This is a genomic window from Cupriavidus sp. KK10 (assembly GCF_018223725.1).
Lineage (GTDB): Bacteria > Pseudomonadota > Gammaproteobacteria > Burkholderiales > Burkholderiaceae > Cupriavidus > Cupriavidus necator.
Genome location: NZ_CP073677.1, coordinates 5,733,961 through 5,748,052 on the forward strand (window position 1 = coordinate 5,733,961; position 14,092 = coordinate 5,748,052).

Sequence of the window (14,092 nt, forward strand, 5' to 3'; positions counted from 1 at the left end):
TGGCAATTCTCAATGCCCCTTAATCGACCCTTGACAGATACCCCCTTCGCCATCGGCGACCTTCAGGGCTGCGCCCCATCCCTTGGCTCTCTTCTTGGGGCTCTGCCGCCAGATGCCCCTCTCCGCTTAATCGGCGACCTGGTAAACCGCGGGCCGGCCTCACTAGCAACGTTGCGCACCATCCATGCCATGGCCCCGCGCGCCGAAACCGTCCTCGGCAACCACGACATCCACCTCCTCGCCGTCGCCGCAGGCGTGCGCAAGAAGGGCAAATCCGACACCCTGGACGACATCCTCACCGCCCCCGATTGTGAGGATCTACTCACCTGGCTCCGCCACCGCCCCCTGGCCCTGCTGGAAAACAACTTCCTCCTGGTCCACGCCGGCGCCCTCCCCCAATGGACCGCCACCCAAGTCATCGACCTCGCCCGCGAAGTCGAAGACCAACTCCAAGGCCCTAACTGGCAAGGCTTCCTCGCCGACATCTTCGGCAACGCCGCCGACCGCTGGCACAACGGCCTGCGCGGCATCGAACGCCACCGGGTTGTGATCAACGCCCTCACCCGGCTGCGCTACTGCACTGTTGATGGGGTGATGGACTTCAAGACCAAGGAAGGCCTGGGCAAGGCGCCGGACGGGTTCATGCCATGGTTCGACGTGCCGGGGCGGCGTACCGGGGATGTGACGGTGGTATGCGGCCATTGGTCGACGCTGGGCCTGGTGATGCGGCCGAATCTGATGGCGCTGGATACGGGCTGCGTCTGGGGTGGCAAGCTGACAGCGGCCCGGTTGGCACAGGATCCTGCCGAACGGGCCGTCGTTCAGGTTGATTGCCCGCAATATTGTGACCCGCTGGCCTGACTGGCAATCCCGCGTTGGCGGGGACGACAGGACGGCTACTAGCTGATGGCAGCGGAGCTTGGCTGGGGTACGCCGCCGGGCTCGACGGGGTGATTCAGCCGTCGGGCCGCGGCGGCAGCGTGTTCCGGCGCGCCCTGGCTGAGGTGGGCGACCACCTCCCTGGCGGAGTTCGCAAGCTCGCGGCGGTCTCCGGAGGCCGGCATCAGCGCAGGCCCGATTACCAATCTGGCCTTGATCCTGGGCGCGCGCAAGACCGCTTCCAGCGACTGCAGCAGTGTGGTCTCGCCGATGTAGGCGGCGGCAAGCGTCGGTTGACCCGTAGCGGCATCGAGGTAGTTCAGCCCCAGGGGCTGCACCGGTAACCCGCCAGAAATCGGCGCCTGCATCAGGTTGGCGTGGAACGGCAGCACCTCGGTGCCGTCGGTCGTGGTGCCTTCGGGGAACACGCCGACGAGGTCGCCCTGCAGCATCACGTCGGTGATGTCGTGCAGCACGCGGTGAGCATCGCGTTTGCGCGCCCGTTCGATGAAGATCGTTCCCGTCTTGCCGCACAGCCACCCAATCAGCGGCCAGTCGCGTATCTCCGACTTGGCGACGAAGCGCACCGGCTGCCAACTGTGGATGACGTAGATATCCAGCCACGAAATGTGGTTGGAAACCACCATCGCGCCCTGGCGGCCGGCACCGTGCGACGCTGTGCCGGTGGCATCCACCACCTCGACCTCCACCCCGCAAATCCGCAGCAACCGCCGCGACCAGCGGCGGATATGCCACTCGCGCGTGCGCACACCCAGCCACGGGAACAGCAAGGCGCAGGTCACCAGCCCACGCAGCAGGTGCAGCACCAGCGCGGTCTTGCGCAGCCAGATCATGCGTGGGCGTGGTTTCCGTAGACGACTTGCCCGCCGACCAGGGTCATGCGGACCTTGCCTTCCATCTCGTAGCCGAGCCACGGCGAGTTCTTGCCCTGGCTCTTGATGGAGCGGCGGTCGACCTTCCAGACTTGCTTGGGATCGAATACGCACACATCGGCGGCGCTGCCTACGGCCAGGGTGCCGGCCTTGAGGCCGATCACGCGGGCGGGTTCGGCTGTGATGCGGGCCAGTGCCTGTGCCAGCGGGACCTTGTGCTCGGCGGCCCAGCGCAGGGTCAGCGGCAGCAGCAGTTCCAGGCCGGTTGCGCCTGGCGATGCCTCGGCGAACGGCAGCAGCTTCTCGTCGTCGTCGACCGGGGTGTGATCTGAGCACAGGGCGTCGATGGTGCCGTCGGCCAGCGCGGCGACGATGGCGTCGCGGTCGCGCGGGCTGCGCAGCGGCGGCGAGAAGCGCATCTGAGAATTGAAGTAGCCGATATCCATGTCGGTCAGCGCGACGTGGTGGATGTTGACGTCGCAGGTCACGGCCAGGCCTTCGCGCTTGGCCTGGCGCACCAGCTCCAGCCCGGCCGCGGACGACAGGCGGCACAGGTGCACGCGCGCGCCGGTGCTGCGCATCAGTTCGAAGATGGTGTGCAGGCGCACGGTTTCGGCGATCACTGACACGCCGGACAGGCCCAGGCGCGACGCCACCGCGCCGCTGGCGGCCACGCCGCCGCCAAGGAAGGGGTCTTCCGGGCGCAGCCAGACGGTGAAGCCGAAGGTCTGTGCGTATTGCAGCGCGCGCAGCAGCACCTGGGTGTTATGCACCGGGGCCTCAGCCTGGCTGAAGCCGACGCAGCCGGCTTCGGTCAGCTGGTTCATCTCGGTCAGGGTCTCACCCTTGAGGCCCAGCGTGAGCGCGCCCAGCGGGTACACGTGGGTCTGGTTCAGGGTGCGGGCGCGGAATTTCAGCATTTCCACCAGGCCGGGCTCATCGAGCACCGGATCGGTATCGGGCGGGCAGACCAGGCTGGTCACGCCGCCGGCAGTGGCGGCGGCCACTTCGGATTCGAGCGTGGCCTTGTATTCGTAGCCCGGCTCGCGCAGGCGCGCGGAGAGGTCGACCAGGCCGGGGCACACGATCAGGCCGCTGGCATCGATGGTCTTGTTGGCGGTGAAGTCCGCCGGGGCGCTACCCACGCCGACGATCTTACCGGCGGCGATGTAGAGGTCCTGCGCGGCGTCGGTGTGGCTGGCCGGATCGATCAGGCGGCCGCCCTTGATGTGAATCTTCATAGCTTGGCTTGTCGTGTCGCTTGGCTGGTTCAGTGTGTTCTGGCTCGTGTCGCTCGACCGCGTCATTCGTCGCTATTTCCCGCCACGATGCCCATCACCGCCATGCGCACGGCGATGCCGAAGGTCACCTGGTTCAGGATCACGGACTGCGGGCCGTCGGCCACGGCAGAGTCGATCTCGACGCCGCGGTTCATGGGGCCCGGGTGCATCACGATGGCGTCGCGATTGGCCAGTGCCAGGCGCTCCGGCGTGAGGCCGTAGGCCTTGAAGTATTCCTGCGCCGACGGCAGCAGCGCGCCGCTCATGCGCTCGTTCTGCAGCCGCAGCATGATGACCACGTCCACGCCCTTCAGGCCCTCTTCCATGTTGTGGAAGACGCGCACACCCATCTGCTCCAGTCCCGACGGCAGCAGCGTGCGCGGGCCAATCGCGCGCACTTCGGGCACTCCCAGCGTGGTCAGCGCGTGGATGTCGGAGCGTGCCACGCGCGAGTGCAGGATGTCGCCGACGATGGCCACCGTCAGGTTGGTGAAGTCCTTCTTGAAGTGCCGGATCGTGTACATGTCCAGCAGGCCTTGCGTCGGATGCGCGTGGCGGCCGTCGCCGGCGTTGATCACGTGCACGTGCGGCGCGACGTGCTCGGCGATCAGGTAAGGTGCACCCGAGCTGGCATGGCGCACCACGAACATGTCGGCGGACATCGCCGACAGGTTGTTGATGGTGTCCAGCAGCGACTCGCCCTTGCTGGTCGACGAGGCGTTGATGTTCAGGTTCAGCACGTCCGCCGACAGCCGCTTGGCGGCGATCTCGAAGGTGGTGCGGGTGCGGGTGGAGTTCTCGAAGAACAGGTTGAACACGCTCTTGCCGCGCAGCAGCGGCACCTTCTTGACATCGCGGTCTGAGTCGGACAGCGATACGAACTGGCTGGCGGTGTCGAGGATGTGCGTGATCATGTCACGCGACAACCCCTCGATCGACAGCAGGTGCTTCAGTTCGCCGTTCTTGGTGAGCTGCGGGTTGCGGAACGTCTTGGTCATGGCTGGTCGGGCGCGGGCAAGAAACGGGGTGGTCTGGTCTCGGAGCTGGGGTCAGGCGCGCACTGCGCGCCTGGGGCATTCGGGCCGGTTCAGCCGGTGGCGGAATCGGTAGGTTCGGTCGCAAAGGCGAATTGCGCGCCGGCGCCCTCGCCCTGGCGCGAAAGCACCAGCGTGGTGCCGGGCGGCAGCGCCATCTCGGCGGCAGTCAGGTCGGCGGCAATCGGCAGCTGGCGCCCGCCGCGGTCGACCAGCACGCCCAGCGCCACGCGCGCGGGACGGCCGTAGTCGAACAGCTCGTTGACGGCGGCACGGATGGTGCGGCCCGTGGCCAGCACATCATCGATCAGCAGGATATTGCGATCATCCACCGAAAACGGCAGCGTGGTCGGCTGGGCCTGGCTGTGCAGGCCCTTCTTGGCATAGTCGTCGCGATGGAAGGCAACGTTGATCACGCCATGCTCGGGCAGCTTCAGGTCGGCAGCCAGCCGCGCGGCGATCCACGCGCCGCCTGAGTAGATGCCGGCCACCGACCAGCGCGCGCGCTCGGCCTCGGGGATCAACGCCTGGGCCTGGTCCAGCAGCTTGCGGTACAGCGACTCGGCGTCGGGAACGGGAATCTGCGTCATAGCGGGAATTGGTCGAAATACTGTTGCAGGATGATGCGGGCGGCCTCGGCATCGAGCTCGCCGCGGCGGGCGCCGGCCATCGACGCGGCGCGCGAGGTATAGCGCTCATCCACCCACTCCACCGGCAGGCCGAAGCGGCCATTGAGCTGGTTGCCGAAACGCCGCGCCAGCTTCATCGAGGGCTGCTCGCCCCCTTCAGGGTTGACCGGCATGCCGACGATCAGCTGCACCGGGTTCCACTCCTGGATAAGCGCCGCCACGGCCTCAAAGCGGCCTTCCACGGTGATATTGGGGAGGATGGTCAGCGCACGCGCCTCGCGCGTGATGAAGTTGCCCAGCGCGACGCCGATTTTTTTTTCGCCGTAGTCGAATGCCAGGACCGTGCCGTCGCGGGGCAGTTCACGCCCCACGGCATCAGGCATGCCCGGCCTCGCCCGACAGCATGGTGAAGTCGATGCCCAGCAGCCGGATGGCGGCGGCGAAGCGCTCGTCGGGCGGCACGCTGAAGATGATTTCGGGGTCGGCCTGGACCGTCAGCCAGCCGTTGCGGCTGAGCTCTTCCTCCAGCTGGCCGGCACCCCAGCCGGAGTAACCCAGCGTCAGCAGGAAGCGGTGCGGGCCGCTGCCGTTGGCCACAGCCTCCAGCACGTCCTTGGAGGTGGTCATTTCCAGCCCGCCGGGCACGGCCAGCGACGAGACATAGACGCCCACCGGGTCGTGCAGCACGAAGCCGCGCTCGGTCTGCACCGGGCCGCCGAAGTAGACCGGCTGGTGCGCGACTGGCTGGATTTCAAGCTTGAGGTCGATCTTGTCGAACAGCGTGGCCATGTCGATGTCGATGGGCCGGTTGATCACCAGCCCGAGCGCGCCACGATCATTGTGTTCGCAGATATAGACGACGGAACCCGAAAAAGTCGGATCGGCCATGCCAGGCATGGCAATCAGGAACTGATTGGTCAGATTGATAGGTGCTTCGGGCTTCGCCATGCCTTGCATTTTATCAAATCGCCGGGGGTCTTCCGGAAAAGATTGGCGGACGCTGCAGTGCAGCAATGAGCGCCCGGCCACGGTCTGGTGTTGCCATTTGGCTCAATCCTTGCCGGTCAGCGCGGCCAGCTCTTGCGCCGTCAGCCATCGCCACTCGCCTTCGGCCAGGGCCGGATCGAGCTGCAGGCCGCCAATGGCGCTGCGATGCAGCGCGCTGACATGGTTGCCGGCCGCCGCCACCATGCGCTTGACCTGATGATACTTGCCTTGCACCAGGGTCAGCCGCAGGCTGCGTTCGCCGGTGATCTCACACGCTTCTGCCGCGATCGGTGCCGGTTCGTCGAGCAGCTGCACGCCACTGCACAGCGCTTGGGCCTGCTCCGGCGTGACCGGCTCGGCAGTCGTCACTTCATAGATCTTGGGCACCTTGCGCTTGGGCGAGGTCTGGGCGTGGATGAACTGGCCATCGTCGGTCAGCAGCAGCAGCCCGGTGGTGTCGTGGTCCAGCCGCCCCACGGCCTGCACTTCACGCTGGCGCAGCGGCACCGGCAGCAGGTTGTAGACGCTGGGATGATGGCGCGGACGCTGCGAGCACTCATAACCGGTGGGCTTGTTCAGCATCAGGTAGGCCTTGGTGCAGGCCAGCCATTCCTCGCCGTCTACAGTGAGCCGCAAGCCGTCGACTTCAAACTGTGCGCGCGGGTCTTCGCACAGTTCGCCGTTGACCTCGACCAGCCCGGCGGCGATCAGGTCGCCGCAGTACCGGCGCGTGCCAAAGCCCTGGGATTGGAGGATGCGGTCGAGTGTCATGGAATGGAAAGTACGTAAGGATGGTTGATGGCTCGGGATGACAAGCGCCACGGAGCTCTGGGCAACCGTTTGTGTGTTCCCCCTCCCGCAAACGGGGGAGGAGAGCAAACCGTCAGTATGCAGGCGTTGTCAGCGGAGAGTTCGCGAGCGCCTGAAATCCTCAGGCCGCCAGCATCGCGCTTTCGCGATAATGCCGCTGCGCGTCGTCGAAGCGCTCGGTTTCCTCGAAGAGTCGAGCCAGCGCCAGGTGCGTGCGCACGCGCAGGCGGCGCTGCTGGTCGGGCTCGGCATATTTCAGCGCGCGCTCGAAGCTGGACTGGGCCTTGCCCCACAGCTTCTCGCCCAGGCATAGCACGCCCAGCGTGTAGTAGAGGTCGGCGTCGGCGGGATGCGTCGCCAGCCATTTCTCGGCCTGCTGGATCTGCGGCAGCGCGTGGCCGGGAACGGCGCAATCTGCATAGCGCAGCACCAGGCGGCTGTCCCAGTTGACCTTGAGCGCGTCTTCGATGATGCGGCGGGCCTCGTTCTGCCGGCCCAGCGCAGCGAAGTAGCGTGCGGCGGGCTCGGCGATGCGGGTGGCGCGGCGCTCGTCGGCGGACAGCGAGCGCCAGAACTCAGACAGCGCGTCGGCGTCGTGGCGGCGCTCGTCCAGCATGGCTTCGACGGCCATCTGCTTGAGCCGCAGCGCCAGCACCGGATGCAGCGCGTTGCGCTTTTCCAGCGAGCGCGCCAGGCGCAGCACCTCGGTCCAGTTCTTCAGGTGCTGGTGCGCGCGCAGCGCGATGCGCTGCACGTGGATCTGGCGCGCACCCTGCGACTGCAGCTGGGCGATGGTTTCCAGCGCGCCGTCGGCGTCGCGGGCATCGACCAGCAACTCGGCCATCGACACCAGCCGTGCCTGCTCGCGCTCGGGGTCGGTGACCTGCGACATCCAGGCGTCGCGCCGCTCGGTTTCCTGCATCCGGTGCGCGGCGCGGGCGCCGATCAGCGCGGCGGTCTGGGCCTGGTCGTCCCAGGACTGCGCCTCGCGCGCGGCGCGCTCGGCGCGGGCGAAGCGGCCGGCAAACAGGTTTTCGATCGACTCGCGCAGCGCCGCCTGTGCCTTGCTCATGCGGCTGCGCTCGCGGTAGGCGGCGGCGCGGCGCGGCATGTCGGCCAGATGGCGGACGGTGGACATCACCGTCCACACCACGAAGAACAGCAGCAGCAGCAAGGCCAGCGCGAGGTTCAGCGACAACTCGACGCGGTACGGCGGATAGAACAGCACCACATTGCTGTGGTTGAACTGCGTGAACAGGGCCAGCCCGACGGCGCCGCCAAACAGGACCGCAACCCAGAACAGAAGGCGCATGGGCTTACTCCTTCTTCAGGGCATGCAGCGCGCCCAGGCTTTCGGACATGGTCGGCAGCTGCACCGTGACCGCCCCCGCCTGCGCCTGCCGCAGCAGCGTCAGCACCCCCTGCACCCGGCGCGACTTGGTATCGAAATAGCGGCTGATCATCGCCTGCGCGGCGGCCAGATCATTGCGGAACACGGGTTCGTTGCGCGACAGCAATGCCAGGCGCGCATTGAGCAGGCGCAGCTTGACGTTCTCGCGCAGGAACCAGCCCTGATCGCCAGACAGCAGCAGCGCCTCGGCGTCGTCGACCTTGCGGATGCGGACCACCTGCGCCAGTTCCTCGCGCAGGTAGTCCCACAGGCGCGTGAACCAGCCCGGACCCGTGCCGTTGGCGGCGGCCGGCGCGCTGGCACCGTTGCCGGCGGCACCCTTGCGGGCGTCCGCCTCGCTGCGTTCCAGCATGCGTTCGCTGGACAGCAGCGGCAGTGCGTCGACCTGGTTGATGGCCTCGTCCAGCTTGATTGCGGCGCCGGTCAGGTCGGTGTCGGGCACCGCCTTCATGCGCGCGACATCGCGCGCGATCGCGCGGCGCAGCAGGTTGTATTGCGGCTTGTCGGCGCGCGCCAGGCGGGCGTCGGCGCTTTGCAGCGCGGCCAGCGCCACCTGCACGTTGCCGGTCAGTTGCAGTTGCTGGCCGGCACTGGTCAGCAGCTGCTGGATCTCGGCGATTTCCCAGTCGTCGCGGTTGCGCATCAGGTCCTGGTAGACCTGTTCCAGCGCCACCTGCTTGTCGCGGGTCTCGCTGACCTGGTTCTCCAGCGCACCGACCTTGGCCTGCAGTTCCTTGACCGTGTCCTGCGCGTTGCGGGTCAGCACGCGCGACTCCTGCACCAGCGCATCGTTGCTTTGCTGGCGGCGCGCCAGCTCGCCGGTCAGGTGGTCAACGCGCTGCTGCAGCCACCAGAAGCCGCCAGCCGTTGCCACCACCAGCACGGCGACCAGCGCCCACAACGCAGCGGACCGCCGTGAGGCTGCACTGGGAGCAGCGGGGGTAGCGGGACCCGGCGCGGGCGCGGCTTGCGCCGATGCTGCGGAGGCCGCCGTGGGCGGCGGCGTAGCGGAGGAGGACGTGGTTTCTTGCGTCACGCGTTCGACCTTCGTTGACGTTGCGGGAACTGCTGCGTCCGGCACAGGGGCCGGCGGCGCTTCGGCTTTGGCGCTGGGCGGGCTGGCTTCGGTTGCCGCGCTGGCCATGCTTGCCGGCGCCGGACCGGCATGGGCATCGGCCCACTGCAGGCACGCCGCCAGCAGGCCGGCATCGCCCGGAGCGGCACGCAGGATATGGGGGAAGCCCAGCGCCAGCGCCTGTTCGGCGATTCTCGCATGCGGCGCGATGCACTGCACCTGCCGCAGGGTAGCGTCTTCCTCAGGCGACAGATGCTGGCGTGCCAGCGCGTCAAGGTTGCGCACCGCTTCAGAACTGGTTAGGAGCCACGCATGCGGCGCCGCGCCGGGACGCAGGTTGTCGCGCACGGCCTGCCACTGCATGGCGCTGGGTTCGGGCAGCGTGCGCTGGTAGGCCTCGATGGCCTCGACCTGGGCACCGGCCTCGCGCAGGCGGTCGCCCAGCCAGTCGCGCCCGCCGTTGCCGCGGATGATCAGGACCGGCTTGCCCGCCAGCGCGGCGGGATCAAGCCGGGCCCACAGGGCCTCGGAATCAAAGCGCAGTGCTTCGGCCTCCGGCGCGGCGTCATCGGCGCCCTGCCCGTTCGCGGCAGCGCCCGCGGGCGCAATCACCCGGCACGCGGGCGGCGTGATGCCGCGCTCGGCCAGGGCGGCGACGCTGGCCGGCCCGACCACCGCCACCGGCACCTGCGCCGGCCATTGGGCCACGGACGCGCCCTGCACGCCGGCCAGCGCGTCGAGCGCGTAGGTAATGGCATTGGGACTGACAAAGACCACCAGCGCAAAGATGTCCAGCCGCGCCAGTGCCGCGCGCAGCGGCGCGTCGTCAGCGGCCGGGCCGATGGCCAGCAAGGGAAAGCTGAGTACGTCCAGGCCCGCGGCCTGCAGCGCCTCGGTCAGTTGCCGGGACTGCCCGGCGGGTCGTGTGACAACGACGGTCGGGCTGGGCATGGGGCAGCCTCAGGCAGGAGCTTGGGAGCCGGCGGGATCGCCAGAATCGGCCAGTGCCGCGAGGATGGCTTCGGCACCCTGCGCCAGCAGGTCGCGCGCGCAGGCCTGGCCCAGCGCTTCGGCGGCGGCCAGGTCAGCAGCCGGTCCGGACGCGGCAGCGCGGATGGCGCGCGTGCCATCGGGCAAGGCGACAAAGGCGTCCAGCTTCAGCTGATCGCCTTCCCAGCGCGCATGGGCGGCCAGCGGCACCTGGCACGAGCCGCCCAGCATGCGCGACACAGCGCGCTCGGCGGCTACTGCCAGCGCCGTCGGCTGGTGGTTCAGGGTTGCCAGCCATTGCGCCAGTTCAGGGCGGTTCGCCGGGATCTCGATGCCGAGGGCGCCCTGGCCTGCGGCCGGCAGCGACACCTCGATCGGGATCAGCGCGCGGATTCGCTCGCCCAGGCCCAGGCGCTTGAGGCCGGCGGCGGCCAGGATGATGGCGCCGTATTCGCCGCGATCCAGCTTGCCCAGCCGCGTGTCCAAGTTCCCGCGCAGCGGCTTGATCACCAGTTGCGGGTAGCGGCTGCGCAGCGCGGCTTCACGGCGCAGGCTGGAGGTGCCAACCACGGTGCCGGCCGGCATCTCGTCCAGCGAGGCGTAGGCGGAAGACACCAGCGCGTCGCGCGGATCCTCGCGTTCCATCACCGCGGTCAGGGCGAAGCCTTCGGGCAACTCCATCGGCACATCCTTGAGCGAATGCACCGCCAGGTCTGCCCGGCCTTCGTCCATCGCGAACTCCAGTTCTTTGACAAACAAACCCTTGCCGCCGACTTTGGACAGCGTACGGTCTAGAATCTGGTCTCCGCGCGTCGTCATGCCAAGAATGGACACGTTGCACGCGGGATAGTATTGTTGCAACGCAGCACGCACATGTTCTGCCTGCCACAGGGCCAGACGGCTCTCTCGGGAGGCAATGACGAGCTTTTGCGGAAGATTGCGAGACACGACAGCGGTAGAGGAAGACAGGGTGGCAGACGACATGCGCCAATGGTAGCACGCGCCCCAATAGCCCCTCCGCACCAATAGATAAGCTTAGAGAAGCAGAACGAGGAGATTGCATGACGCAGCATGCTGCGCGCCCCAACGGCCGGCGGACCGCCCCGGCTGCGAAAGACCAAAGCCCTGCCCTCGGCGCCGGCCAAGGTGACGCAAACGGCGCATCCACCACCGAATCGAAACGCCCCGCCACCCGCAGCGGGACCAAACGTTCCCCCAAGCCCAAGCTTTCCATCGTGTCGAGCAACGGAACCGCCATCGCCCCCACCGCCCGCCGCACCGCCGACAAGGACGTGCCGCTGCGCGAGGACATCCGCTTCCTGGGCCGCCTGCTGGGCGAATGCCTGCGCGAACAGGAAGGCGACGCAGCCTTCGAGGTGGTCGAAACCATCCGCCAGACCGCGGTGCGCTTCCGCCGCGAGAACGACCGCGCCGCCGGCGCGGAGCTGGACCGCCTGCTCAAGCGCCTGTCGCGCGACCAGACCAACCAGGTCGTGCGCGCGTTCAGCTATTTCTCGCACCTGGCCAATATCGCCGAGGACCAGCACCACAACCGCCGCCGCCGCGTGCACGCGCTGGCCGGCTCGCCGCCGCAGGCGGGCAGCCTGGCCCACGCGCTGGAGGCGATCGACGCCGCCGGCGTGACCGGCAAGCAGCTGCGCAAGTTCCTGGACGAGGCCCTGATCGTGCCGGTGCTGACCGCGCACCCGACCGAAGTCCAGCGCAAGAGTATTCTCGACGCCGAGCGCGAGATCGCCCGCCTGCTGGCCGAGCGCGACCTGCCGATGACCGCGCGCGAGCGCGAGCACAACACCGCGCAGCTGCGCGCCAAGGTCACCACGCTGTGGCAGACCCGCATGCTGCGCGATTCGCGCCTGACGGTGGCCGACGAAATCGAAAATGCGCTGTCGTACTACCGCACCTGCTTCCTGCGCGGCATTCCGCAGCTGATGAGCGAACTGGAAGAAGACATCGCCGCGGTGTTCCCGGCCACGCGCAAGCGCAAGGGCACCCCCGGCGCACAGCCGGCGCCGCTGGCGCCGTTCCTGCAGATGGGCTCCTGGATCGGCGGCGACCGCGACGGCAACCCCAACGTCACCGCCGAGACGCTGGAGCACGCCGCCAGCCAGCAGGGGCAGATGATCATCGACTGGTACCTGGACGAAGTCCATGCGCTGGGCGCGGAGCTGTCGATGTCCACGCTGATGGTCGACGCCAGCCCGGAACTGCTGGCGCTGGCCGAGCGCTCGCCCGACCACTCCGAGCATCGCGCCGACGAGCCCTACCGCCGTGCGCTGATCGGCATCTACGCGCGCCTGGCCGCAACCAGCAAGGCGCTGACCGGCCACGCCGTGCCGCGCCGCCCGGTGGCGCCGGCCGAGCCCTATGACAGTGCCAAGGCCTTTGCCGCCGACGTGCAGGTGGTGGTCGACTCGCTGCGCGCCAACCATGGCCAGGCGCTGGCCAATGGCCGCATCGACGCGCTGGCGCGCGCCATCGGCGTGTTCGGCTTCCACCTGGCATCGGTCGACATGCGCCAGGTCTCGGACGTGCACGAGGCGGTCATCGCCGAGCTGTTCGCCGCCGCCGGCATCGCCCCCGACTACGCCGCCCTGCCCGAGGCGCGCAAGCTGGAACTGCTGCTGGCCGAGCTGCGCCAGCCGCGCCTGCTGACGCTGCCGTGGCACGAGTACTCTGAGCAGACCCGCAAGGAACTGGCGATCTTCGCCGCCGCGCGCGAGCTGCGCGCGCGCTATGGCAAGCGCATTGCGCGCAACTACATCATCTCGCACACCGAGACGCTGTCGGACCTGGTCGAAGTGATGCTGCTGCAGAAGGAATCCGGCATGCTGCAGGGCACGCTGGGCAGCAAGACCGACCCGGCGCGCATGGAGCTGATGGTGATCCCGCTGTTCGAGACCATCGAGGACTTGCGCAACGCCGCCGGCATCATGCAGTCGCTGCTGGACCTGCCGGGCTTCGATTCGGTGATCGCGCACCATGGCGTCGAGCAGGAAGTGATGCTCGGCTACTCGGACTCGAACAAGGACGGCGGCTTCCTGACCTCCACCTGGGAGCTGTACAAGGCCGAGCTGGCGCTGGTGCAGCTGTTCGAGCAGCGCCAGGTCAAGCTGCGCCTGTTCCACGGCCGCGGCGGCACCGTCGGCCGCGGCGGCGGCCCGACCTACCAGGCCATCCTGTCGCAGCCGCCGGGCACGGTGAACGGCCAGATCCGGCTGACCGAGCAGGGCGAGATCATCAACAGCAAGTTCGCCAACGCCGAGATCGGCCGGCGCAACCTGGAGACAGTGGTCGCGGCCACGCTGGAAGCCTCGCTGCTGCCGCAGCAGAATGCGCCCAGGGAGCTGGACACCTTCGAGGCCGTCATGCAGCAGCTGTCGGACCGCGCCTTCACCGCCTACCGCGACCTGGTCTACGAGACCCCGGGCTTCAAGGACTACTTCTTCGCCACCACGCCGATCACCGAGATCGCCGACCTGAACCTGGGTTCGCGCCCGGCCTCGCGCAAGCTGATGGACAAGAAGAACCGCCGCATCGAAGACCTGCGCGCGATTCCGTGGGGCTTCTCGTGGGGCCAGTGCCGGCTGCTGCTGCCGGGCTGGTACGGCTTCGGCAGCGCGGTCAAGTCGCTGCTGGACACTGCGCCGGACGACAAGGCGCGCAAGCTGGCCGTGACCACGCTGCGCCGCATGGTCAAGACCTGGCCGTTCTTCTCGACGCTGCTGTCCAACATGGACATGGTGCTGGCCAAGACCGACCTGGCCGTGGCCTCGCGCTACGCCCAGCTGTGCGACGACGCGGCCCTGCGCCGCACCGTGTTCAACCGCATCAGCAAGGAATGGCACCTGACCTGCGAGATGCTGACACTGGTCACCGGCCACCAGGAACGGCTGGCGGACAACCCGCTGCTGGCGCGCTCGATCAAGAACCGCTTTGCCTACCTCGACCCGCTGAACCACTTGCAGGTCGAGCTGCTCAAGCGTTTCCGCTCGGGCAAGGATGGCGATGACATCCGGGTGCGGCGCGGCATCCACCTGACCATCAACGGGGTCGCGGCGGGCCTGCGCAATACGGGCTGATTGG

At 68.1% G+C, this 14,092-nt stretch carries 12 protein-coding genes; 2 read left to right on the forward strand and 10 right to left on the reverse strand.

The features are described from left to right. The first annotated feature begins 12 nt into the window (after positions 1-12). Positions 13-861 carry a symmetrical bis(5'-nucleosyl)-tetraphosphatase gene (locus KB879_RS26755; RefSeq protein WP_211980152.1) on the forward strand — a complete coding sequence of 283 codons (849 nt, stop codon included), beginning with the start codon at positions 13-15 and terminating at the stop codon, positions 859-861. 38 nt (positions 862-899) lie between these two features. Here the strand turns inward: KB879_RS26755 and KB879_RS26760 are convergent, their stop codons facing one another. The 10 genes from KB879_RS26760 to hemC all read right to left on the reverse strand — a co-directional run bounded on the left by KB879_RS26760 (position 900) and on the right by hemC (position 10,972). Further along, on the reverse strand, positions 900-1,733 hold the full coding sequence (locus tag KB879_RS26760) for a 1-acyl-sn-glycerol-3-phosphate acyltransferase (RefSeq protein WP_211980153.1): 834 nt from the start codon (positions 1,731-1,733) through the stop codon (positions 900-902). Beyond that, positions 1,730-3,013 carry a dihydroorotase gene (locus KB879_RS26765; RefSeq protein WP_211980154.1) on the reverse strand — a complete coding sequence of 428 codons (1,284 nt, stop codon included), beginning with the start codon at positions 3,011-3,013 and terminating at the stop codon, positions 1,730-1,732. The genes KB879_RS26760 and KB879_RS26765 overlap by 4 nt, the downstream gene beginning before the upstream one ends. Before the next feature lie 62 nt (positions 3,014-3,075). Beyond that, positions 3,076-4,050 carry an aspartate carbamoyltransferase catalytic subunit gene (locus KB879_RS26770; RefSeq protein ID WP_013957750.1) on the reverse strand — a complete coding sequence of 325 codons (975 nt, stop codon included), beginning with the start codon at positions 4,048-4,050 and terminating at the stop codon, positions 3,076-3,078. 89 nt (positions 4,051-4,139) lie between these two features. Continuing rightward, positions 4,140-4,676, reverse strand: a complete 537-nt coding sequence (gene pyrR, locus KB879_RS26775) for a bifunctional pyr operon transcriptional regulator/uracil phosphoribosyltransferase PyrR (RefSeq protein ID WP_153955900.1) — start codon at positions 4,674-4,676, stop codon at positions 4,140-4,142. After that, positions 4,673-5,098 (reverse strand): Holliday junction resolvase RuvX, encoded by a 426-nt coding sequence (gene ruvX / locus KB879_RS26780; RefSeq protein WP_010813827.1) that lies wholly within the window; start codon positions 5,096-5,098, stop codon positions 4,673-4,675. Before ruvX ends, pyrR begins: the two co-directional genes overlap by 4 nt. Continuing rightward, on the reverse strand, positions 5,091-5,663 hold the full coding sequence (locus KB879_RS26785; RefSeq protein ID WP_035816620.1) for a YqgE/AlgH family protein: 573 nt from the start codon (positions 5,661-5,663) through the stop codon (positions 5,091-5,093). Before KB879_RS26785 ends, ruvX begins: the two co-directional genes overlap by 8 nt. Positions 5,664-5,765: 102 nt before the next feature. Next, entirely contained in the window at positions 5,766-6,473 is a 708-nt protein-coding gene (locus KB879_RS26790; RefSeq protein ID WP_211980155.1) for a pseudouridine synthase, read from the reverse strand. A 160-nt stretch (positions 6,474-6,633) separates the two neighbouring features. After that, positions 6,634-7,824 (reverse strand): heme biosynthesis protein HemY, encoded by a 1,191-nt coding sequence (locus KB879_RS26795; RefSeq protein ID WP_211980156.1) that lies wholly within the window; start codon positions 7,822-7,824, stop codon positions 6,634-6,636. A gap of 4 nt (positions 7,825-7,828) precedes the next feature. Beyond that, a complete protein-coding gene (gene hemDX / locus KB879_RS26800; RefSeq protein WP_211980157.1) occupies positions 7,829-9,949 on the reverse strand; it encodes a fused uroporphyrinogen-III synthase HemD/membrane protein HemX in 2,121 nt (706 codons plus the stop codon). A gap of 9 nt (positions 9,950-9,958) precedes the next feature. After that, on the reverse strand, positions 9,959-10,972 hold the full coding sequence (hemC, locus tag KB879_RS26805) for a hydroxymethylbilane synthase (protein WP_211980158.1): 1,014 nt from the start codon (positions 10,970-10,972) through the stop codon (positions 9,959-9,961). Positions 10,973-11,049: 77 nt separating this feature from the next. Here hemC and ppc point away from each other — a divergent pair, with 77 nt between their 5' ends. Continuing rightward, positions 11,050-14,088, forward strand: coding sequence for a phosphoenolpyruvate carboxylase (ppc, locus tag KB879_RS26810; RefSeq protein WP_211980159.1), 3,039 nt, complete (start codon positions 11,050-11,052; stop codon positions 14,086-14,088). Positions 14,089-14,092 lie beyond the last annotated feature (4 nt).

Coding starts and splice junctions, on each gene's coding strand:
- KB879_RS26755 (WP_211980152.1), top strand. CDS start 13: ATGCCCCTTAATCGACCCTTGACAGATACCCCCTTCGCCATCGGCGAC.
- KB879_RS26760 (WP_211980153.1), bottom strand. CDS start 1,733: ATGATCTGGCTGCGCAAGACCGCGCTGGTGCTGCACCTGCTGCGTGGG.
- KB879_RS26765 (WP_211980154.1), bottom strand. CDS start 3,013: ATGAAGATTCACATCAAGGGCGGCCGCCTGATCGATCCGGCCAGCCAC.
- KB879_RS26770 (WP_013957750.1), bottom strand. CDS start 4,050: ATGACCAAGACGTTCCGCAACCCGCAGCTCACCAAGAACGGCGAACTG.
- pyrR (WP_153955900.1), bottom strand. CDS start 4,676: ATGACGCAGATTCCCGTTCCCGACGCCGAGTCGCTGTACCGCAAGCTG.
- ruvX (WP_010813827.1), bottom strand. CDS start 5,098: ATGCCTGATGCCGTGGGGCGTGAACTGCCCCGCGACGGCACGGTCCTG.
- KB879_RS26785 (WP_035816620.1), bottom strand. CDS start 5,663: ATGGCGAAGCCCGAAGCACCTATCAATCTGACCAATCAGTTCCTGATT.
- KB879_RS26790 (WP_211980155.1), bottom strand. CDS start 6,473: ATGACACTCGACCGCATCCTCCAATCCCAGGGCTTTGGCACGCGCCGG.
- KB879_RS26795 (WP_211980156.1), bottom strand. CDS start 7,824: ATGCGCCTTCTGTTCTGGGTTGCGGTCCTGTTTGGCGGCGCCGTCGGG.
- hemDX (WP_211980157.1), bottom strand. CDS start 9,949: ATGCCCAGCCCGACCGTCGTTGTCACACGACCCGCCGGGCAGTCCCGG.
- hemC (WP_211980158.1), bottom strand. CDS start 10,972: ATGTCGTCTGCCACCCTGTCTTCCTCTACCGCTGTCGTGTCTCGCAAT.
- ppc (WP_211980159.1), top strand. CDS start 11,050: ATGACGCAGCATGCTGCGCGCCCCAACGGCCGGCGGACCGCCCCGGCT.